At 50.3% G+C, this 20,303-nt stretch carries 20 protein-coding genes and 2 pseudogenes; 13 read left to right on the top strand and 9 right to left on the bottom strand.

From position 1 onward, the window contains the following. The first annotated feature begins 636 nt into the window (after positions 1-636). The 10 genes and pseudogenes from QRY16_RS22255 (at position 637) to QRY16_RS17485 (ending at position 7,079) form a co-directional block, all read left to right on the top strand. A complete protein-coding gene (locus QRY16_RS22255; RefSeq protein ID WP_419776144.1) occupies positions 637-1,149 on the top strand; it encodes an NUMOD4 motif-containing HNH endonuclease in 513 nt (170 codons plus the stop codon). After that, positions 1,142-3,244, top strand: a complete 2,103-nt coding sequence (locus tag QRY16_RS17450) for a DNA polymerase family A protein (protein WP_289777494.1) — start codon at positions 1,142-1,144, stop codon at positions 3,242-3,244. Before QRY16_RS22255 ends, QRY16_RS17450 begins: the two co-directional genes overlap by 8 nt. Before the next feature lie 64 nt (positions 3,245-3,308). Then, positions 3,309-3,656, top strand: coding sequence for a hypothetical protein (locus QRY16_RS17455; protein WP_289777495.1), 348 nt, complete (start codon positions 3,309-3,311; stop codon positions 3,654-3,656). Positions 3,657-3,734: 78 nt separating this feature from the next. Beyond that, positions 3,735-3,965 (top strand): ANR family transcriptional regulator, encoded by a 231-nt coding sequence (locus tag QRY16_RS17460; protein WP_289777496.1) that lies wholly within the window; start codon positions 3,735-3,737, stop codon positions 3,963-3,965. Then, entirely contained in the window at positions 3,949-4,218 is a 270-nt protein-coding gene (locus QRY16_RS17465) for a PDDEXK family nuclease (protein ID WP_289777497.1), read from the top strand. The genes QRY16_RS17460 and QRY16_RS17465 overlap by 17 nt, the downstream gene beginning before the upstream one ends. A 16-nt stretch (positions 4,219-4,234) precedes the next feature. Beyond that, positions 4,235-4,530 (top strand): annotated as a pseudogene (locus QRY16_RS17470) (BRO-N domain-containing protein); the annotation flags it as partial. A 469-nt stretch (positions 4,531-4,999) separates the two neighbouring features. Continuing rightward, positions 5,000-5,320, top strand: a complete 321-nt coding sequence (locus QRY16_RS17475) for a hypothetical protein (RefSeq protein WP_289777498.1) — start codon at positions 5,000-5,002, stop codon at positions 5,318-5,320. After that, positions 5,316-5,435, top strand: coding sequence for an HNH endonuclease (locus QRY16_RS22260; protein ID WP_419776145.1), 120 nt, complete (start codon positions 5,316-5,318; stop codon positions 5,433-5,435). Before QRY16_RS17475 ends, QRY16_RS22260 begins: the two co-directional genes overlap by 5 nt. Beyond that, entirely contained in the window at positions 5,392-6,831 is a 1,440-nt protein-coding gene (locus QRY16_RS17480) for an SNF2-related protein (protein ID WP_290428352.1), read from the top strand. Before QRY16_RS22260 ends, QRY16_RS17480 begins: the two co-directional genes overlap by 44 nt. Further along, on the top strand, positions 6,828-7,079 hold the full coding sequence (locus QRY16_RS17485) for a pyocin activator PrtN family protein (protein WP_193405796.1): 252 nt from the start codon (positions 6,828-6,830) through the stop codon (positions 7,077-7,079). Before QRY16_RS17480 ends, QRY16_RS17485 begins: the two co-directional genes overlap by 4 nt. 224 nt (positions 7,080-7,303) lie before the next feature. On the opposite strand, the gene QRY16_RS17490 is transcribed toward QRY16_RS17485, so the two are convergent. Then, positions 7,304-8,554 (bottom strand): conjugal transfer protein TraF, encoded by a 1,251-nt coding sequence (locus tag QRY16_RS17490; protein WP_289777500.1) that lies wholly within the window; start codon positions 8,552-8,554, stop codon positions 7,304-7,306. Positions 8,555-8,993: 439 nt separating this feature from the next. On the opposite strand from QRY16_RS17490, the gene zur reads away from it, so the two are divergent. Next, positions 8,994-9,515 (top strand): zinc uptake transcriptional repressor Zur, encoded by a 522-nt coding sequence (gene zur / locus QRY16_RS17495; protein ID WP_289777501.1) that lies wholly within the window; start codon positions 8,994-8,996, stop codon positions 9,513-9,515. A gap of 70 nt (positions 9,516-9,585) precedes the next feature. Here the strand turns inward: zur and QRY16_RS17500 are convergent, their stop codons facing one another. The 4 genes from QRY16_RS17500 to QRY16_RS17515 all read right to left on the bottom strand — a co-directional run bounded on the left by QRY16_RS17500 (position 9,586) and on the right by QRY16_RS17515 (position 12,493). Further along, complete coding sequence (locus QRY16_RS17500; RefSeq protein WP_193405794.1) at positions 9,586-9,798, bottom strand: CsbD family protein; 213 nt, start codon at positions 9,796-9,798, stop codon at positions 9,586-9,588. A 173-nt stretch (positions 9,799-9,971) separates the two neighbouring features. Then, entirely contained in the window at positions 9,972-11,294 is a 1,323-nt protein-coding gene (gene dinF / locus QRY16_RS17505) for an MATE family efflux transporter DinF (RefSeq protein ID WP_289777502.1), read from the bottom strand. 109 nt (positions 11,295-11,403) lie between these two features. After that, positions 11,404-12,018: a transcriptional repressor LexA gene (gene lexA / locus QRY16_RS17510; protein WP_193405792.1), complete on the bottom strand. Its 615-nt coding sequence runs from the start codon at positions 12,016-12,018 to the stop codon at positions 11,404-11,406. 106 nt (positions 12,019-12,124) lie between these two features. Next, positions 12,125-12,493, bottom strand: coding sequence for a diacylglycerol kinase (locus QRY16_RS17515; protein WP_289777503.1), 369 nt, complete (start codon positions 12,491-12,493; stop codon positions 12,125-12,127). Positions 12,494-12,621: 128 nt separating this feature from the next. Here QRY16_RS17515 and plsB point away from each other — a divergent pair, with 128 nt between their 5' ends. Beyond that, positions 12,622-15,045, top strand: a complete 2,424-nt coding sequence (gene plsB, locus QRY16_RS17520; protein WP_289777515.1) for a glycerol-3-phosphate 1-O-acyltransferase PlsB — start codon at positions 12,622-12,624, stop codon at positions 15,043-15,045. A gap of 242 nt (positions 15,046-15,287) precedes the next feature. Here the strand turns inward: plsB and ubiA are convergent, their stop codons facing one another. The 3 genes and pseudogenes from ubiA to psiE all read right to left on the bottom strand — a co-directional run bounded on the left by ubiA (position 15,288) and on the right by psiE (position 17,193). Next, positions 15,288-16,172, bottom strand: a complete 885-nt coding sequence (gene ubiA, locus QRY16_RS17525; RefSeq protein ID WP_289777504.1) for a 4-hydroxybenzoate octaprenyltransferase — start codon at positions 16,170-16,172, stop codon at positions 15,288-15,290. An 11-nt stretch (positions 16,173-16,183) separates the two neighbouring features. Beyond that, positions 16,184-16,696: a chorismate lyase gene (gene ubiC / locus QRY16_RS17530; protein WP_193405788.1), complete on the bottom strand. Its 513-nt coding sequence runs from the start codon at positions 16,694-16,696 to the stop codon at positions 16,184-16,186. A gap of 86 nt (positions 16,697-16,782) precedes the next feature. Further along, positions 16,783-17,193, bottom strand: a pseudogene (gene psiE, locus QRY16_RS17535) (phosphate-starvation-inducible protein PsiE). A 488-nt stretch (positions 17,194-17,681) separates the two neighbouring features. On the opposite strand from psiE, the gene QRY16_RS17540 reads away from it, so the two are divergent. Continuing rightward, positions 17,682-19,307 carry a Na/Pi cotransporter family protein gene (locus QRY16_RS17540; protein WP_289777505.1) on the top strand — a complete coding sequence of 542 codons (1,626 nt, stop codon included), beginning with the start codon at positions 17,682-17,684 and terminating at the stop codon, positions 19,305-19,307. Positions 19,308-19,348: 41 nt separating this feature from the next. Here QRY16_RS17540 and panS read toward each other — a convergent pair whose 3' ends face one another. Then, the gene (panS, locus tag QRY16_RS17545) at positions 19,349-20,293 is read right to left on the bottom strand and encodes a ketopantoate/pantoate/pantothenate transporter PanS (protein WP_289777506.1); all 945 of its coding nucleotides are present in this window, start codon (positions 20,291-20,293) and stop codon (positions 19,349-19,351) included. Between the last annotated feature and the right edge of the window lie 10 nt (positions 20,294-20,303).

Consider the following 20,303-nt stretch of genomic DNA (forward strand, 5'->3'; position numbering starts at 1 on the left):
GCACCGTTCCATAACGGTGAATCATATGAGGTGCAGGCCCGTCTGCGTGAAGGTAAGCTGGCATTTACCTTCAAGCTCATCAACCCGGAGCGCGTGATCGAAGACGCCTTTAACTCTGTCGTTGAGAGTGTTAAAGCCGGTGTGACTGAAGCAACCGTCTACGACGCGCAAGCCTGATCGATGATATCCCACCCGGCGAAATGCCGGGTGTTTTATTACAACCGGTTAGCCAGGTCCCACTTACTGCCGGGCCATCTATTCCAGATAGTATTAACCTGTCTCAAAACTAAGTCGTATTTATTGAGCTTGTAGGATAAGTCATCCATTTTTCTGTCGTTCGAATGCGATAGTATTAAGTTCATACACGCATTGGATTGTTTGACCGAAACAATTTTTTCAGCCAGTCCGCAAAACTTTTGATTTTTACGCGCCAAGTCCAGTGCTGCATAGCTACTGTTACACACTCTCGCCCGGAAATAGTTTAGTAACTGCATAACACTCTTCTTAATTGTTGCGAAGATAGGGTTGAGCTTAGCAACCCCTTAAATTTTCTACAAAAAAATAACTCCGCCCGGCCATGCGCCGGGTGTTTTGCAAAGAGCATCCCTGTTTGCACAACACCTGCGAGGAATAGCTATGTTTGAAATATGGAAGCCCGTTCCAGGATATGAGGGCCGCTACGAAGTCAGCAATCTGGGCCGCGTACGGTCCCTACCCCACAGGGTGCGCTTCGTCGCCCACGGAAAAGAGACTACGCGTCTATCCCCCGGCCGGGCACTAAGACCTGGGCGCTCCGGCCTTTATGGGCATGTCACTGTAGCCCCAGGAAAAGGCAATTCACGCCCGGTGCACCAACTAGTTGCTAAAGCGTTTATAGGCCCCCGCCCCGCAAATATGGACGTGGCCCATGCTGACGGCGATGGAGCGAATAACAAGGTTGAAAACCTCAGGTACACCACACGCAGCCAAAACAATGGGGATCGTGTTCTACAGGGAAAAACGCGGATCACCCCAGATATAGTACGCCGGATTCGGGAGAAAGCGCCCTTGATGCCTCACGGAGGGAAAATAAAGTTGGCGCGAGAACTAGGTATCAATCCCTGCACGATTTCCGATGTGCTCGCAGGCCGGAGACACCTACATGCCTAAGCGCCTTTTTATCGACCTCGAAACCTATAGCGAAACACCTATCAAGAATGGTACCCATGCCTACGCTGAAAACGTAGAGATCATGCTGTTTGCCTGGGCGATTGATAGTGATCCTGTACAGGTATGGGACGTTACCACTAATGCAAAAATCCCTCTTGAACTCCGACTTGCGCTCAAAAATCCTGATGTGCTGATTTACGCTCATAACAGCCATTTCGACCGCACGGTATTAAATCACGCCATGCCGGGTGTCGCAGCCGGTGGCGTCGAGCGCTGGCGGGATACAATGGTCAGGGCGCTGGCACACGGTCTGCCGGGCTCGCTGGGCGATCTGTGTGACATTCTCAGTGTTTCGCAGGATAAAGCCAAGGATAAGGCTGGTAAGCAACTGATCCAGCTATTCTGTAAGCCTCGCCCCAAAAACAGCACTATCCGCCGCGCTACTGCCAAAACGCACCCTGTTGAGTGGCAGCGATTCGTTGAATACGCCGGGCTGGATATCGATGCCATGCGCGAGATCGACAAAAAGCTACCTGCCTGGAATTACTCAGGTCAGGAACTGGCGCTCTGGCACCGTGATCAGCGCATTAATGATCGCGGCGTATTCATGGACGTGCAGCTTGCAGAGGCAGCGGTTACGGCTGTTGAAATGGAACAGAAGGTTCTGGCCAAACGAACGCGGGAACTCACGGACAATGAGGTGCAGGCTGCAACACAGCGTGACGCCATGCTGAAACACATAGCAGAAGCCTTTGGTATCGAACTGCCCGATATGCAGGCCAGCACCTTGCAGCGCCGGGTTAACGATCCTGATTTACCGTTTGAACTTCGTGAATTACTCGCTATTCGCCTACAGGCCAGTTCCACCAGCACCAGCAAATACAAAACGCTGATGAAAGGCGTCAGCCGTGATGGACGCCTGCGCGGAACGTTACAGTTTTGTGGGGCATCGCGTACGGGCCGCTGGGCCGGTCGCTTATTTCAGCCGCAAAACCTCCCCAGACCAACGCTAAAGCAGAACGACATTGATTTTGGTATTGAAGCACTGAAAGCCGGGTGCGCCGACCTGCTTTATGATGATGTGATGCAGTTGACCAGTTCAGCGTTGCGCGGCTGCATCATGGCACCTGCGGGTAAAAAACTGGTGGTATCTGACCTTAGCAACATTGAGGGGCGCGTACTGGCGTGGCTGGCCGGGGAGAAATGGAAGCTACAGGCATTTCGTGATTATGACACGATCATCGGCTCCGATGAAAAAGGCGAGGCGATCCGCGCTGGCCATGACCTGTACAAGCTGGCCTATGCAAAATCTTTCGGCGTCCCCCCGGATGAAGTGGATAAAGATCAGCGTCAGGTCGGCAAAGTGCAGGAACTGGCGCTGGGCTATGAGGGGGGCGTCGGCGCATTTCTGACATTCTCTCTGGCGTACAACATCGACCTCGAAGAAATGGCCTCTGCCGCTATCGACAACATCCCGCGCAACATACTGGATGAAGCCGTTCGTGCATATGAATGGGCAGTAAAACAAAAGCGAACCTACGGACTGTCAAAGCGCGCTTATGTCGTTTGCGATTCCTTTAAGCGGCTCTGGCGCGAAGCGCACGCGGCAACATTCAGCTTCTGGAAGGAGATCGACCAGGCCACCCGCCGTGCTATCGCTACACCGGACATAACCATTTCCTGCCGAAAACTAAAACTTCGCCGCGACGGAAGCTGGCTTCGTATCCAGCTTCCCTCTGGCCGGGCGGTCTGTTATCCCGGCGCACGTATCGACGACAGCGGCAAAATCAGCTACATGGGCATCAACACTTACAGCCGGAAATGGCAACGCCTGCAAACCTACGGCGGCAAACTGGCAGAAAACGTTACCCAGGCTACCGCCCGTGATGTGATGGCAGCGAATATGCCCGGTGTGGAGGACAACGGTTACGACATCATACTGACGGTGCATGACGAAGTGCTGACCGAAGCCCCCAACACCGCCGATTACTCCCACGAACACCTGAATACTCTGCTCGCAACTAACCCCGCATGGGCTTTAGATCTGCCACTGTCTGCTGGCGGGTTCGAGGCATACAGGTACAAAAAAGATTGACACCAGAAAAATGGATTGTAAATTTTAGCCGTAGTTAAACTAACCGACATTAAAGAGGTGATACATGAATATCGACAGCACGAAGGGAGTTAAATATCAGCATGTTCCTGATGCGCGTTTAAGCCCCGCACAACAAGAAAATGCTGTCATTATCAAAGAAATTGTGTCAATCAAAAACCAACCGCTGGAAACCATAAAAGTCGCGCAGATGGCAGCAAAAGTGAACAGAAATCTGGGGCCTTCTGCTATTACCACCCGTTTACTAATGGATTGTTTACGTAACCCCCAAGATTATCAAGGTAATCAGGAAAGTTCCTCAAAAATAATGCAGGGGGGTATAACATCATCCGGTGAGACACGCCTAAAAGAAATGGGGATAGAAATAATTAAATCAGGAAACGAGTTTATTTAAGCTTTACAACAACTTCTAAAAAAATCCTACTGAAGTGAACGCTCTTTTTTAAAGAGCTTTTTTCCCGGAATAACCCTTATGTCTTTTAGAAATTATGACAGCCCCTTGTATTACCGGGCTGCGCGTGAGGCTGCGCAAATCGAGCGCGAGGGCGATTACCGCCGCGCTGCAAAGGTATGGACAAAAGCCAGCCACTTATCACGTAACGGAATCAATCAGCAGTGGAGCGAAAATCGCTCCGACTTTTGCCTGATGCAGATCGGACGAGGAAAACTCAAAGAGGCGGTTATCGATGGCCTACATCCGTGAATCCACCATCGAAAAGCACCTGGTAGCGGAAGTGAAAAAGGCTGGCGGCATCGCGTACAAGTTTTTATCTCCCGGTCGCCGCGCGGTGCCGGATCGGTTGGTACTGCTACCGGGTGGCCGGGCAGTCTTCGTCGAGTGCAAAGCCCCCGGCGAGAAGCCACGCCCCGAACAGTTGCGCGAACATGAACGGCTTCGGGCGCATGGCCTTACCGTAGTAGTGCTGGATAGCAAAAATCTGGAGGGAATATTGTGAGTTAACGCGATGATCCGCAATTGCGCTGGAATATTCACGCGGCGACAAAATATCTCAGATCTATAATCGAAACGCAGATGAGTTTACACCCTGCATGACGCTCAACCTCAATTTGAGGGTCAGCGGAAAAAAAACAATGGGTTACAGCATAAAAAAGTTAGAGTTTTCTCCCTGCGTGGCGCGCATCTGATAGCCATGTTCGCCAGCACTCCGGTTGCGAAGGAGTTTCGCAAATGGGTACTTGACCTGATAGATAAAGAGATACCGCAGGAGTTACCGGCATCAATAGTTACTGAAGAAAAGCTCCCCTCTGGTGTTTACCGATGCAATAGTCGTAAAAACCCCTATTCAGCACAGGTAAATATCGATGGAAAAAATATCTATGTTGGCGTTTATCCAACGATAGAGGATGCTGTCTTTGCCCGGCATGGATACCTGCGCCGACACCATGTTAACAAAGTTATAGAAGGTAACCCCGATATTGTTGCGCTGGCGGGAGTTAACGCAAGACTGCTGATCACAATTGAACACGGCCAAGTTACCTATTCAAAAATAATGCATCCTGACGCAATTACCGCGACCCCTGATAATTTACCCAATGTACTTAAAGAATATGGCTGGGGAAAAATATCAATTCAACAGCATCAAAAAATAATTGAAGCCTGCGTTTCGGTAATAACACGACGATGCGAAAACCTGCAATTAACATCTAAATAATCATGACGGCGGCTCAATGCCGCCAAATTAAAAATAAAACATATTAAATTATGAGGACTTTCTCATGCTCAAAATATGCTATTTCGATGGCTGCCTTTCGCCTGTACATGCCAAAGGCCGTTGCCAAAAGCATTACGGCTGGCTCAAGCAGGAAAGGAAAATGAAACCTTGTGCATGCGGCTGTGGTGAATTAACGGCTTACTCTTTTAAACACGGACACCATACTCGACTTTTCAGTAGCGAAGAGCAAGCAAGACGCGGACAAATGAATTCTGGTAAAGCGCTTCTGGATAAAGGAATAAAAGATAGTTACCGCAAAAAATCACAACGTCATGAACACCGAACGGTAGCGGAAAAAACGTGGAGAAATTGTTCATCATATTAATCATGATAAACGCGATAATCGCCCAGAAAATCTGGTAGTAATGACACAAAGTGAACACGTCAAACTACACCATGCCGAAATGTTGGCAAGGCGAAAAGTTGTCCGGGGGTACTGACGTGGCAAAGCCATATACCCCAAGGCCCTATCAGGAATTAATAACCAATTTCCTCATTAATAATCCGCGCTGCAACGTGTGGGCTGGCATGGGTATGGGGAAAAGTTTGGCCACACTGACTACGCTGGAAGATCTCTTTATGTGCGGTGCCGAAACGCAACCGGTGCTGGTTCTCGCCCCCCTGCGTGTGGCGCGGTCAACATGGCCGGATGAAGCCGATAAATGGAATCATCTCCGCAACATTGAGATGCAGCCGATTGTCGGCACAGTCAAAGAACGGCTGGCTGCACTGCAAAACACTAATGCCAGCGTGTATACCACCAACTACGATAACCTGGTCTGGCTGGTTGAAACGCTGGGTGACCGCTGGCCATTCGGTACCGTGGTCGCCGACGAGAGCACCCGGTTAAAGTCATTCCGGTTACGGCAAGGTGGTAAACGCGCAGCAGCGCTGGCAAAAGTCGCGCATAAGCACGTACACCGCTGGATGAACCTCACTGGTACGCCTGCACCGAATGGCCTGATCGACCTGTGGGGCCAGGCATGGTTTGTTGATCAGGGCCAGCGTCTGGGGCGTACCTTTGGCGCATTTAATTCTCGCTGGTTTAACAATATTCAGTTTCCCGGCCAGCAATGGTCAACGCTGGAACCACGCCCCTTTGCGCAAGAACAAATGCAGGCAGCGTTACGCGATGTAACTATCTCACTGGATGCCGCCGACTGGTTTGATATTGAGGAACCGATCCACAACGTTATCCGGGTGCAGATGCCAGCAAAGGCACGGCAACAGTACCAGGAAATGGAAAAACAGATGTTTCTGGAACTGGACGGCACCGACATCGAAGCGCAGAACGCCGCCGCCAAAACGGTGAAGTGTCTGCAAATCGCCAGCGGTGCTATCTATACCGACGACAAAGGTACCTGGTCAGAAATTCACGACGCCAAATTACAGGCGCTGGAAAGCGTGATTGCCGAATCTGGCGGTATGCCGGTGCTGGTTGCCTACCACTTTAAAAGTGATTTAGCCCGTTTACTGAAAGCCTTTCCAAAGGGTAAACAGCTCGATTCCGATCCGCAGACGCTGCACGACTGGAACGCCGGAAAAATACCTGTCCTTTTTGCTCACCCGGCCAGCGCAGGCCACGGACTCAACTTACAGGATGGCGGCAATATACTGGCGTTTTTCTCTCACTGGTGGGATCTGGAACAGTATCAGCAAATTATCGAACGTATAGGGCCAACACGCCAGATTCAGGCAGGGCACAACCGTCCGGTCTGGATACACCACATTATCGCCGCCGATACCGTAGACGAACTGGTAATGCAGCGGCGCGATTCAAAACGCGAAGTGCAGGACATTCTGCTTGAGGCAATGAGAAAGCGAGGTTTGAAATGAATACTATGTTTTTGCTGATGGCGGAGTTTGAAACCTCAACAATTCCGCTGGCCGACATATCTGAACGTTATCTTGGAATGAAACCTGCAACAGCGGATAAAAAGGCTGGATGCGGCGATCTGCCACTACCCACTTTCCGCATTGGTGACAGCCAGAAATCCCCTCGCATGGTTCACGTCAGCGATCTGGCAGAGTTCATTGATAAAAGGAGGAAAGAAGCGAAGGAAGAACTTAAAAGAATGCAGTAACCCCCCATTCAGCACCCCTATAGCACCCCACAAAAACATAACTTATTGATTTTTATTTGTAGTAAATCCCATCGAGCATGGGGGCGACAGAAAAGCGTTGCGGAGAGAAAGTATCGGTCATGAAGCGCAGGAAATCCGGTGGTTAAGAGTGATGTTATTCTGCGCAAGAATATCACAAGGCGGGGCGATATGGCATCGTCCCCTCCTCTGTTCACTCTGACACGTCAGAAATTAAAACCGAGCTGCATCATCGCGCCCCATGTGTTGTTTTCGCCCACCGAACCGGCCAGATCTAAATGTACCGCTTTGTTAAAGGGTGACAGGCCAAAACCTGCGGTCACTACATTCTCATCGGTTGAGCGCATATCTGCACGATACCCGGCACGTAACTGGAACCAGTCCAACACGCGATACTCCCCGCCAACAGCGGCATACTGGCTGTTGCCTTCTGACTTAAAGCGTTTGTTTTCGGTTAAATCCACGTCGCCCGTCAGGGTGAAAGGCCCTTTGTCCCAGGAGAGTCCTGTCGTTACCAAAGGTCGGATTTGATAGGTGTCGCGATACCCATTCACTTCTTTAGTATCAAGATCGCGTGAAATTAGGTTTTGTCCGGACAGGCCGAAGGTCCAGTTTTCAGCAAAGGTTGTTGCCAGCCCTGCATCAACGTTGAAACCGGTATCAGAACGGCGATAACGCGAACTGTTAATATCATTTTTATCGTAGTTGTAGAGGCTATCGGTATAGTTATATAACCAGGTTTTCTGAAGCTTTGGTGTTACGCCAATTGAAACAGGTTGACCGGCAATAGTGAATTCATGCGCGACGGAAATCCCGTAATCAGTAACCAAAGCCGCAAGGCCATTAGCGCTGGACCGCAAATTATCCTGATCGCCAGCCACAGGAATGACGGTACCGTTTGCCACACCTTGCAAATAGTCAATATCGCTCTGTGCAACGTTTGCCTGAGCGTGCACAGTTCCGTAGGCTTTAGTCACAAAAGCGAAAGGAAAGTTTTCATCAGGCAGGGTGACCGCTAAAGAGACACCTGCGCTACCATCGGCTTTATTACCGCGTAAGTCGCTCAGTTTATTGGCAACATCGCCTGACGCAGCTTTCAATTCGGGATAACCGCGTAAGTAGTCGGCAAAAGTCAGATTATCAATAACATTCTGATAGCGATCGACCGTATCGGAAATATCATCAACTTTATCGACCAGATGGTCTTTATCGGTAATTTGCACACCAGCAGACGGGAAAATAATGCTGACTTTATCATCGGGTTTAGCTTTGGTCATTAATGCCGGGTTTGCCAGTACCGCCGATCCATATGTTGATGAAGCAACCCCCGTACCGCCCATTGCATCGTTACGCGCGTCGTACCATGTACCTGCCGCCATAGCGGAAGAAGAAAGAAACAGTGCATTCAATACAGCGGGATAAACCAGCGCTGAGCGCTGAACGAATTTTTTCACCATTTGTCTGCCATCGCCTGTGAAAAGTGCCGTCGAAGCATTCAACGACTGAATAGGTTGTTAGCACTATTGTGAATGTCGGCTAACGCGTTATTGCTGTGAATTCAAAGGAAACAGTGTCTCAATTCAAAAGATTGAATATTTTTCTATCAGATATGCATTGTTATTGTTAAAAATGGTGTAGGGAAAACGTTACAATACCAGTCATTTATTAAGTAATTTTGAACATTACTTCTTAACTCCATGAGATGCAAAGCAAAACAGCGAATAGCCCTGTAACCTGCTGTCATTGAATGGAACAGCTGTAACAGAAAGTGCAGCAAAACCTAAAAATTAAACATCAGATTATTGATAAAACGCGTATTTCGCGCTCACAAAGCAACCTCTGCGTAAGATAATTTTGTGTGATAAAATAACATTAATTGTCTAGCGGAGAGTTTTCATGTCGACGATGACGTCAGAGCAAATTATGTCCCAGGCAGAAATACTGTGCCTGCAACGCGGCGTGCGTTTAACTGCCCAGCGTGCGGAAGTGTTGCGTCTGATGGCTGAACAGCCAGGTTCAATTAGCGCCTATGATTTGCTTGATCAACTGCGCGTAAGCGAGCCACAAGCAAAGCCGCCAACCGTTTATCGCGCCTTAGATTTTTTGCTTGAACAAGGTTTTATCCATCGCGTTGAATCTAATAATAGCTATGTGATGTGCCATCATTTTGAAGCGCCGGCTCATACTTCAGTCATGTTGGTGTGTGAGCGTTGTGCAGTAGTGATTGAAAAACATGCGCAGGGTATAGAGACCATTATCGGGATACTGGCTAACGAAGCCCATTTTACGCTGCGTCATAGCGTTATTGAAGCACATGGGTTATGTGAAAATTGCGTTGAAGTTGAAGCCTGTACGCATCATGAAAGTTGTGAACATGATCATCAAGCCGACGTTAAAAAGCGAGGAAAAAAAGGATAAATGGCACATCCTTGTGCCTGTCCGGCATGAGCGTACCGGGGGTAGGAGCATCGTTATCAAACAGGTTTAATTACCAGCGATAGTCTTTATTGTGGCCTTCCCAGTCAGTCACTTCTTTTTCCGCCTCATCCTTAGCGTAGCCATAACGTTCCTGAATTTTTCCAACAAGCTGATCGCGTTTACCTTCGATAACCTGCATATCATCGTCTGTCAGCTTGCCCCATTTTTCTTTTACTTTCCCTTTGAACTGCTTCCAGTTACCACTCGTTTCGTCGTGATTCATTGCAGACCTCCAGTCATCCTTAGGTTTCATTATATATCGCGTATTGCGAGACAATCCCGATATAAAGCGCTGGTTAATTGCGCTGTTGAAAGATAATTATAGTAATAAACCGGAGACTTGCTGGAACAATACAGATTATTTTGTAACCTGGCTCAAATTTTTGATTGATAACGTCAGACAGAAAACCAGGTTTTGCGTTGCCAGTGACGACGCCAGATAAGCCATAACGTCAGGCCCCGTAAGGAGAGAAACACCATAACAGCCAGCCACAAAGCATGATTGCCTAACCAGGGTAAAGTGAACAACGTGACAAAGTACCCCAGCGCTGCAATAGTCATGCTATTGCGCATTTCGCGTCCACGCGTTGCGCCAATGTACATCCCATCCAGCAAATAACACCAAACACCAATAAGCGGCATGATAATTTGCCACACCAAATAGCGATCGGCCATCAGCCGGAGCGCATTGATAGAGGTCAGCAAAGAGACAATCTGTACGCCAAATACGGCATAAATCAGTGAAAAAATGATTGCGACCAGCAGCGCCTGACGACAGGCAGCATGCCAGACATGCATTAATTTACTGCCGTCTTTTGCGCCATGCGCTTCACCGGCAAATGCTTCTACAGCATAGGCAAAACCATCAAGCGCGTAAGCGGTGAAAGTAATAAACATCAGCAGTACGGCATTAACAGCCACCACGTCAGGCCCAATACGTGCGCCCAACATTGTCAGCGAAGCAAAACAGAGTTGCAGCATCAGCGAACGCAGCATAATGTCGCGATTAAGCCTTAACAGACGGCCCATATCGCCACGCCAGCTCTGCTTAATCAAAGCCATATCAATGCCGCGTAGCGCTAATACGCGCCATACCATCGCGATGCCTACCGCCAGCGTTACGTATTCCGCTAATGCGGTTGCTGTCGCTGCACCCGCTACTTCCCAATGCAACCCCAGCACCAGCCATAAATCGAGCAGAATATTAACCAGATTCCCTACCACCAGCAGGATCACCGGTGCCCGGGCATACTGGACGCCAAGCAGCCAGCCCAGGATGACCAGGTTTGCCAGCGTCGCGGGGGCGCTAAGCCAGCGAATGTGGATGAACAGCGTCGCCTGCTCCAGTACCTGCGGATTCCCCCCGATCAAACGCGTAGCGAGTTGGCTAACCGGATCGCGTAGAAAAATAAATATTACTCCGGCTAGCAGCGCCAACATTAACGGCTGCGTAAGCGCGCGCGCCAGCGCAGCTTTGTTATTTGCACCAAAAGCCTGCGCTGTTAAACCGGTGGTACTCATGCGTAAAAAAAGTAACAGCATAAACAGGAAGCTGGTGATCGTGGTGCCAACGGCTACGCCGCCGAGATAAATCGGACTATCAAGGTGACCAATAACAGCGGTATCGACCAGCCCAAGCAGTGGAACGGTGATATTAGAAAGGATCATGGGCAGCGCCAGCCGCCAAAGATTTTTATCGGTTGCAGTCAGAAAACGCATTCGCAGATCCGTGCTCAGAGCCGCTGCATCAACAGTTAAAACAGCAGCGGCGAAACGTGGGCAGACAGAATAGCATCAGGATCAACGAACGGAAGCGGCTAACGCAGGATTACAGCCACTCACCATTACGAACCACACCAACCGCTAAGCCTTCAATTGTCAGCGATTGAGCACGCGTATCGACTATAATTGGTTCGAATTCACTGTTTTCTGGCAGGAGATGCACAACAGAACCCTGTTTTTTCCAGCGTTTTACCGTGACTTCATCATCAATACGCGCGACAACCACCTGTCCATTACGCACGTCTTGCGTTTTGTGCACTGCCAGTAAATCCCCGTCTATGATGCCAATGTCTTTCATTGACATACCACTGACGCGCAGCAGGAAATCTGCTGCCGGTTTAAACAGATCAGGATCGACTTTGTAATGCGTTTCGATGTGCTCTTGTGCCAGCAAGGGTTCACCGGCGGCAACACGGCCAATTAACGGCAAACCTTCAGAGGCCTCTTCTTCCATTAACAGGCGGATCCCACGGGAAGCACCAGAGACAATCTCAATTACGCCCTTACGCGCTAATGCTTTGAGATGTTCTTCTGCCGCATTAGGTGAACGGAAGCCCAGTTGCGCGGCGATTTCTGCACGCGTTGGCGGCATGCCTGTTTGATTAATGTGATCGCGAATCAGGTCATAGACCTGCTGCTGCCTGCTGGTTAACGCTTTCATCCCGCCCCCTGGTTGTTTATACAGTCGCTGTGAGTATATACAGGTATTGGCGAAATGGAAACCGAAAGTGGGGGAATAATCAGCCGGTTGACAGCTTCTGGAAAGCCTATCGCAAATGCGACCAAAGCAAGGCGATCCAAACAAAAACGGCCAGTATGATGCTCAGCAATACAGCAGCTGAACCCATGTCTTTTGCTCGCCCCGCCAGTGGATGGTGTTCTGGTCCGATACGATCAACCACCGACTCAATGGCGCTATTCAGGATTTCAACAATGATGACGAATACCACGGCACCAATCATTAATACGCGGGTTATTGTGTCTATGTCCAGCCAGCAAGCCACGACGATCGCAATTAAAGCCGCAATCGCTTCCTGGCGGAAGGCCGCCTCGTGTCGCCATGCGGCGCGCAGTCCTTGCCACGAATAACCGGCAGCTTTCACTATTCTGATAAAACCGACGGCATTATTTGCCATGTGATGGGAACCCTTTCAATGAATTGACGTCAATGTCTGGGCTGCGTGCCGTTGGCACCACCACAGATCTTCGCTGCACTTTCTGGTATGCTTGCGGCGCTTTGCTAACAAGAGGCTTCATGTTGTCTATGTCAGGTTGGCGTAAACTTTATTATAAATTACTGAATTTACCACTCTCGTTTTTGGTAAAGAGTAAGGCCATTCCGGCCGATCCCGTTTCTGAACATGGGCTGGACCCTACCCGGCCCATTATGTATGTTCTGCCTTACGATTCGAAGGCCGACTTACTGACTTTACGCGCGCAGTGTATTAAACACGATCTCCCTGATCCCCTCTCTCCGCTGGAGATTGATGGAACACTGCTGCCACGCCACGTTTTTATTCACGACGGGCCGCGCGTATTTCCCTATTTCGTGCCGAGTGTTGAGTCGGTCAAGATCTTCCATGATTATCTCGATTTACACCGCAATAACCCCGATCTCGATATTCAAATGCTACCGGTGACGGTTATGTTTGGTCGTGCGCCTGGCCGCGAGGTTCAGGGTGAAGATACACCGCATTTGCGCGTATTGAATAGCGTGCAAAAATTCTTCGCGGTAGTCTGGCACGGGCGTGACAGTTTTGTGCGTTTCTCTCCTACCGTTTCGCTGCGCCGTATGGCGACCGAGCATGGCACCGATCAATCTATCGCTCAGAAGCTGGCACGCGTCGCGCGTATACACTTTGCTCGTCAGCGTCTGGCTGCAATTGGGCCGCGCTTGCCAGCCCGTCAGGATCTCTTCAGTCGCTTGTTGCAATCAAAAGCCATTGAGAAAGCGGTTGAAGATGAAGCACGCAGCAAAAAAATCTCTCATGAAAAAGCGCAGCAAAATGCGGTTGAGATGATGGAAGAAATTGCGGCCGACTTCTCCTATGAAGCGATTCGCGTTACCGATCGTGTCATGGGCTGGTTGTGGAGCCGCCTCTATCAAGGCATTAACGTGAACGGCGGCGAACGCGTTCGTCAGCTGGCGCAAGATGGCCACGAAATTGTTTATGTGCCCTGCCACCGCAGCCATATGGATTATCTGCTGCTGTCTTATGTGCTTTATCATCAAGGACTAGTGCCGCCACATATCGCGGCGGGCATTAATCTCAACTTCTGGCCTGCTGGCCCGATTTTTCGCCGACTCGGCGCCTTCTTTATTCGTCGAACCTTCAAAGGCAATAAACTCTATTCCACCGTATTCCGTGAATATCTGGGCGAGTTGTTTACCCGCGGTTATTCGGTTGAGTATTTTGTTGAAGGCGGGCGTTCGCGCACTGGACGCCTGCTGGACCCGAAAACCGGTACGCTGGCAATGACGCTTCAGGCGATGCTGCGTGGCGGTAATCGTCCGATCACGCTGGTGCCAATTTATATTGGCTATGAACACGTGATGGAAGTGGGCACTTACGCCAAAGAACTACGTGGCGCGGCCAAGGAAAAAGAAGGTTTTATGCAGATGGTGCGCAGCCTGCGTAAGTTGCGCAATCTGGGTCAGGGTTACGTTAATTTTGGCGAACCCCTGCCGCTGGTTAACTATCTTAACAAGCGTGTACCCGAGTGGCGTGATGCTATCGATCCGATAGAGCCTCAGCGTCCCAGCTGGTTAACACCGACGGTAAACGATATTGCTGCGCGTTTGATGGTACGTATTAATGAAGCGGGCGCGGCTAATGCAATGAACTTGTGCGTTACGGCACTGCTTGCTTCACGCCAGCGCTCCTTAACGCGTGAGCAGTTAATCGAACAGCTTGAATGTTATACCCAACTGCTGCGCAACGTCCCTTACTCGCCACATTCCACCCTGCCGGATCTTTCGGCCGAAGCGCTGCTTGACCATGCGCTGGGAATGAATAAGTTTGAAAGCGAAAAGGACAATATCGGCGACATCATTATCCTGCCGCGTGAGCAGGCGGTGTTGATGACCTATTACCGTAACAATATTCATCACATGCTGGTCGTGCCATCGCTGATTGCTGCAATCATCCAGCAGCATCCTGGTTTGAGCGAAGCCGGGCTGCTGCGCCAGGTTAGCCTGATTTATCCGATGCTGAAGAGCGAGTTGTTCCTGCGCTGGCAAACAGATGAATTACCGCAGCTCCTGTCTGACTTCTGTCAGGAGCTGGCGCGTCAGGGGTTGATTACCACCGAAAACGGTCAGCTGCGCTTTACCGCTGCGCGGTATCGTACCCTGCAACTACTGGCTGCCGGTATACGAGAAACACTGCAACGTTACGCCATTACTTTCTCGATTCTAAGCGCCAGGCCCGCAATTAACCGTGGCACGCTGGAAAAAGAGAGCCGCACGCTGGCTCAACGCCTTTCCGTTTTGCATGGCATCAATGCGCCGGAATTCTTTGACAAAGCGGTCTTTACTTCATTAGTGTTGACGTTACGCGATGAAGGATATATCAGTGACAGCGGTGATGCTGACGTGACGCAAACGCGGGCGACCTGGCTCATACTGGCTGATTTAGTCACCAGCGATGTGCGCCTGACGATTGAAAGCGCGGTCGCACACGACTAAACGCTTTGGCATATTTAGAGCCAAAGAAAAAACGACCTGTTTTGCAGGTCGTTTTTTTATTGCTAACTGAAAACCGCGTCCTGTGAGCGTAGTCATCAATAGGTTTTGGCTCTGCCTTATTGTCTTTGGATTTAAATCTTACAGAACAGTCAGAAACTTCTGTTTATGGCTTTTAGTACACCCCCTATGGGGTACAATCAAAGCCGCCTTCTATAAAGGCGGGTTTTTACTGTTTGAGCTGATCAAAAGAAGTGATTAAACGGCGGCGTATTCATAAGCACGCCAAGGAACAGTACCAGTCCAACATAATTGTTATTGAGGAATGCCTGGAAGCAAGGCTGGCGCTCACGCTGAGCAATCAGTCTTTGTTGATGCATAAACAGCGCTGCTGCCAGCAGCAGTGACCAGTAAAATGCACCGTTTAATTGCAGAAACAGGCCCACCCATGCCAGCAAAACCAACGTTGCCAGCTGCAACAGGCCGATAATCAGCTTGTCAAAACGTCCAAACAGAATCGCTGTTGATTTCACGCCAATCTTTAAGTCATCCTCGCGATCAACCATGGCATATTGCGTGTCGTAAGCGACAGTCCAGCACATATTCGCAATGAATACCAGCCAGCAAACCAATGGTAAGGACTCACTCACTGCTGCCCAGGCCATGGGTATGGCCCAGCCGAATGCGGCGCCTAAAACCACCTGCGGCAAATGGGTGTAACGCTTCATAAAGGGATAGACCCAGGCCAGGGCTAATCCCACGACGGACAACAGGATCGTCATTAGATTCATGGTCAGCACCAGTACAAACGCCACGAATGCTAAACCGATAAATAGCATCTTAGCCTCTTTTGAACTCACCGCGCCGCTAGGTAGCGGGCGGTTTTGCGTTCGCTGCACGTGACCATCGACTTTGCGATCGGCGTAATCATTAATAACGCAACCCGCAGCGCGCATCACAATGACACCCAGCACGAAAACCACTAGCACTGAAAGGGGCGGAACGGCCATGTCTGCCAGCCATAATGCCCACAGCGTCGGCCACATTAGCAGTAGAGTACCAATGGGTTTATCAATACGCATCAAGCGGCTATAGACTTGCAACTTATTTATTTTTAATGCCTTTTGCACAGCAAAAATCCTTAATCCAGGACGCGATAAAGCGGCGACGCCGGTAAAAACAGTTCAGTGAGCAGCAGCGGCTTGCCGGACAAACGCAGGCGCGAGCGACGACCCCATAAGTTATTCACTTTTCCTGGCTCGATAAAATCGCGGCTCAAAGATGAAGAAGAAAAAAGATAGCGGCCAAGTGGACGCGTACCCAGCTGTTGTAACATGGCTTCCGGACCGTTCAGGGTACTCTCCGGCACTAGGGTGCGACCTGCCAGCCAGGGTACGCCATCACCGAACAGAATGATTTCACGTAACCAAAAGCGTTTATCCTGTAAGAATAATGCTTGCTCATCGGCTAACTCACTGCTGTCAATAAAGCCTTCACGCACCGGTTGCACCGTCACCCGCTGACAATGCTGCTCAAAGCGCTGCGTCATAGAATCTTCTTCCATCAACCAGTCCAGCAGCGCGGGCGAAAGTGCCGGTTCTGTTGGTGAAAACCAGTTGAGCGCACGTAACAGACTGAGCGAATCTTGCGACATAGCACCACTCCTCATAATTTGTAGGGCGCTAGTTTAACGCAGAGATGACAAGTGAACACCTCTCCTTATACACAATAACACGCGTATTATTCGCGTTTGAGTCGGTGACTGTTCGCCAGCCACAGCGTCACCACCAGCACCAGAATCGCAGCCGAATAGCACAACGTATCAAATGGTTTTTTGTGGTCGACAATAATCAGGCGAATAATGGCTGTGATACCAATATAAACAAAATAACGTAATGGGAAGTGATAGCCCGACTGAAAGTACTTCACAATCAGGGCGATAAATTCGAAATAAAGGAAATAGATAACAATCCCTTCAATCAGCAGATAGGATGATGCCTGCTCGCCCGTGCTGAATAACACCGTGGCTAAATGGATAGTTTCCTTACCGAGAAACACCACCAAAATAATCGCCAGAATCATCAGGCCTAAATTGAGTACTCATTGCAATGCACTGGCAAAGTAGCGCCCCGTGGTGTTTTTTTCGCTCATTTTTGCGCTCCGGCAAAGTCATTTAATTGCTCCAGCCATCATGCGTTAGTGTGACGGAAATCACAATACGACTGCGCTCTCAACGCAATACGCAACGTAGCGCAGTGGCTATATTCGCAGATAATTACCTGCTTTGATAAATCGCAGGTTGATGCGAATCAGTCAATCAGAACGGCCGGGCACAATATGTCAGGTCGGCGCTACCACTCAGGCAAGGATTCAGGCAAAACGGCGGTGCCGTGCCGTTGTATCCCCAGTCGGTGATTCGCTTCCGCTTCGGGCAAGCGAGAGAACCTTCAGTGGGCGTGCTGGCTTGTCCCGCGACGAAATAGCACGCTACAAAAAAACAGACTGGTCTACAGTTAAAGGTATTGAGGTTACGCCAGGTGACTTAAAACACAGGAAAAATAGACTTTTCACAGATTGCATTCTCCGTCAGGCTGGCAGTCTGTGCTGCATAAAGCCGGATGGTCGAGGAGCATCTATACGTGTTAACTCTGCTTAATTTACTTTCTGCCGTGGCGATGCTGGTATGGGGAACGCATATCGTACGCAGCGGTATTATGCGCGTGTATGGCGCTGATTTGCGTCGTGTACTCAGCCGCAGTATTGAAAAGAAACCGATGGCGTTTCTTGCCGGTATTGGCGTTACCGCCCTGGTGCAGAGCAGCAACGCGACCACCCTGCCGGTGACTTCCTTTGTCGCGCAAAATCTGGTCGGCCTGACGCCCGCCTTAGTGGTGGTACTGGGCGCAGATGTGGGTACGGCAATCATGGCACGGATTCTGACGTTTGATCTGTCATGGCTATCACCGCTATTTATTTTTTTTGGCGTGGTGTTTTTCCTCGGCCGCAAACAGTCGCGTGCCGGGCAGTTAGGCCGTGCCAGCATTGGTCTCGGCCTGATCCTGCTGGCCTTACAGCTTATTGTTGCAGCCGCTCGTCCGATCACTGAAGCCTCGGGCGTACAAGTGTTGTTCTCTTCGTTAACGGGCGACATCATGCTGGATGCCTTGATTGGTGCGGTGTTTGCCATCATCAGCTATTCCAGTCTCGCGGCGGTATTGATAACCGCAACGCTGACCGCTACCGGCGTAATTTCATTCAAAGTGGCGCTTTGCCTGGTGATTGGTGCCAATCTTGGCAGCGGATTACTAGCAATGCTGAATGCCAGTAGTTCCAACGCAGCGGGTAAGCGCGTTGCCCTGGGAAGCCTGCTGTTTAAACTGCTGGGCTGCCTTCTCATTCTACCTTTCGTCAATATCGCAGCGATATGGCTTCAGAAATTGCCCGTTAATGACGAAGAACTCGTGATTTTTTTCCACGTGTTCTACAACGTGATTCGCTGCGTCGTGTTGGTGCCCTTTGCCGAGCCGATGGCGCGCCTGTGCCGTCGCCTGATCGCTGACGATGCAGAAACCGGGCTGCGTCTGAAACCAAAGCACCTTGATAGCAGCGCGCTGGACACGCCAACGCTGGCGCTGGTGAATGCCGCGCGCGAGGCGTTACGTATTGGCGATGTGTTAGAACAGATGCTGGATGCTTTTAGCAAGGTGATCCACGGCGAGCCGCGCGAGGAACGTACCGTGCGGCGGCTGGATGATGATGTTGATGTGCTGTACACCGCTATCAAACTGTATCTGGCACGCATGCAAAAAGAGGATTTATCGGAGGAAGATTCACGGCGCTGGGGTGAAATCATTGAAATGTCTCTGAACCTGGAGCAGGCCGGAGACATCATTGAGCGCATGAGCGGCGATGTCGCCGATAAATCCCTTGCCGCGCAGCGCGCTTTTTCGGCTGAAGGATTACGGGAATTAGAGACGCTACAGGAGCAATTAGTTGCCAATTTGCGCCTGAGTTTATCGGTGTTCTTATCCCACGATACCACCAGCGCCAGACGTCTGCGTCGCGCCAAACATCGTTTCCGTCTGAAAATTCGCCGTTATTCGCATGCGCATGTCGATCGCCTGCATCAGCAAAATGTACAAAGCATTGAAACCAGTTCACTACATCTGGGTTTATTGGGCGATATGAAGCGATTGAATTCGCTGTTCTGTACTGCGGCCTACACGGTATTAGAACAACCGGATGATGAACGGGATGACGAATAAAAAAACGGCGTGTCGGTTTAAGACACGCCGTTTTTCACCGTTTATTTCTTCTTGATCGGCTTGCCTGACCAGTAACCCGCCAGCAATGAGCCAGACAGATTATGCCATACCGAAAACAGGGCGCCCGGCAGCGCGGCCAGTGGAGAGAAGTACAGTTTACCCAGCGTTGCGGCCAGGCCAGAGTTCTGCATACCCACTTCTAACGCCAGCGTGCGACAGGTGGATTCATCAAAGCCAAACAGTTTGCCTCCCCAGTAACCGCCAAGCAGGCCAATCGCATTGTGCAAAATCACCGCAGCGATCACCATCAACCCAACCGAGCCAATAAAGCCCTGGCTGCCCGCAACGCTGGGTAAACTGTACTTCTCTCCACTGACCGCGCTGATGATCAACAAAATACATACCATTGAGAACGCCGGTAGATAAGGCTCAACGCGGCGGACTACGCTGTTCATAGCGTGATGAATAATCAGCCCCAACCCAATCGGGATGACCACGATTTTCACTATGCTCAACAACATGCCAACCACATCGACCTGAATATGTGTGTCGACATAGAAACGCGTCAGCAACGGGGTAGCAAAAACGCCCACCAGTGCAGAAACAGAGGAGATGGTGACTGACAGCGCAACATCACCTTTCGCCAGATAGATCATCACGTTAGATGCCGTTCCACTGGCAACACTGCCAACCAGAATCATCCCTGCAGCTAAATCAGATGGCATATGAAACAGTTTTGCCAGCCCCCAGGCAGCCAGCGGCATCACCAGATAATGCAGAAACGTACCAGCAATCACGGGAGCCGGACGTACCAGCACACGCTTGAAATCATCGATATTGAGCGTGACACCCATACCGAACATAATCAGCATGAGCAGGTAAGTTACCCACGGACCGATGCCGAGAAAGGTGTTGGGAGTAGCATAAGCGGCGACAGATAACAGCACAGCCCAAAGAGGGAACAGGCGGGTTAAGGTGGCGAGCATGGCCAGACTT

The sequence above is a fragment of the Mixta mediterraneensis genome (assembly GCF_030283135.1).
In the GTDB taxonomy this organism is placed as follows: Bacteria; Pseudomonadota; Gammaproteobacteria; order Enterobacterales; family Enterobacteriaceae; genus Pantoea; species Pantoea mediterraneensis.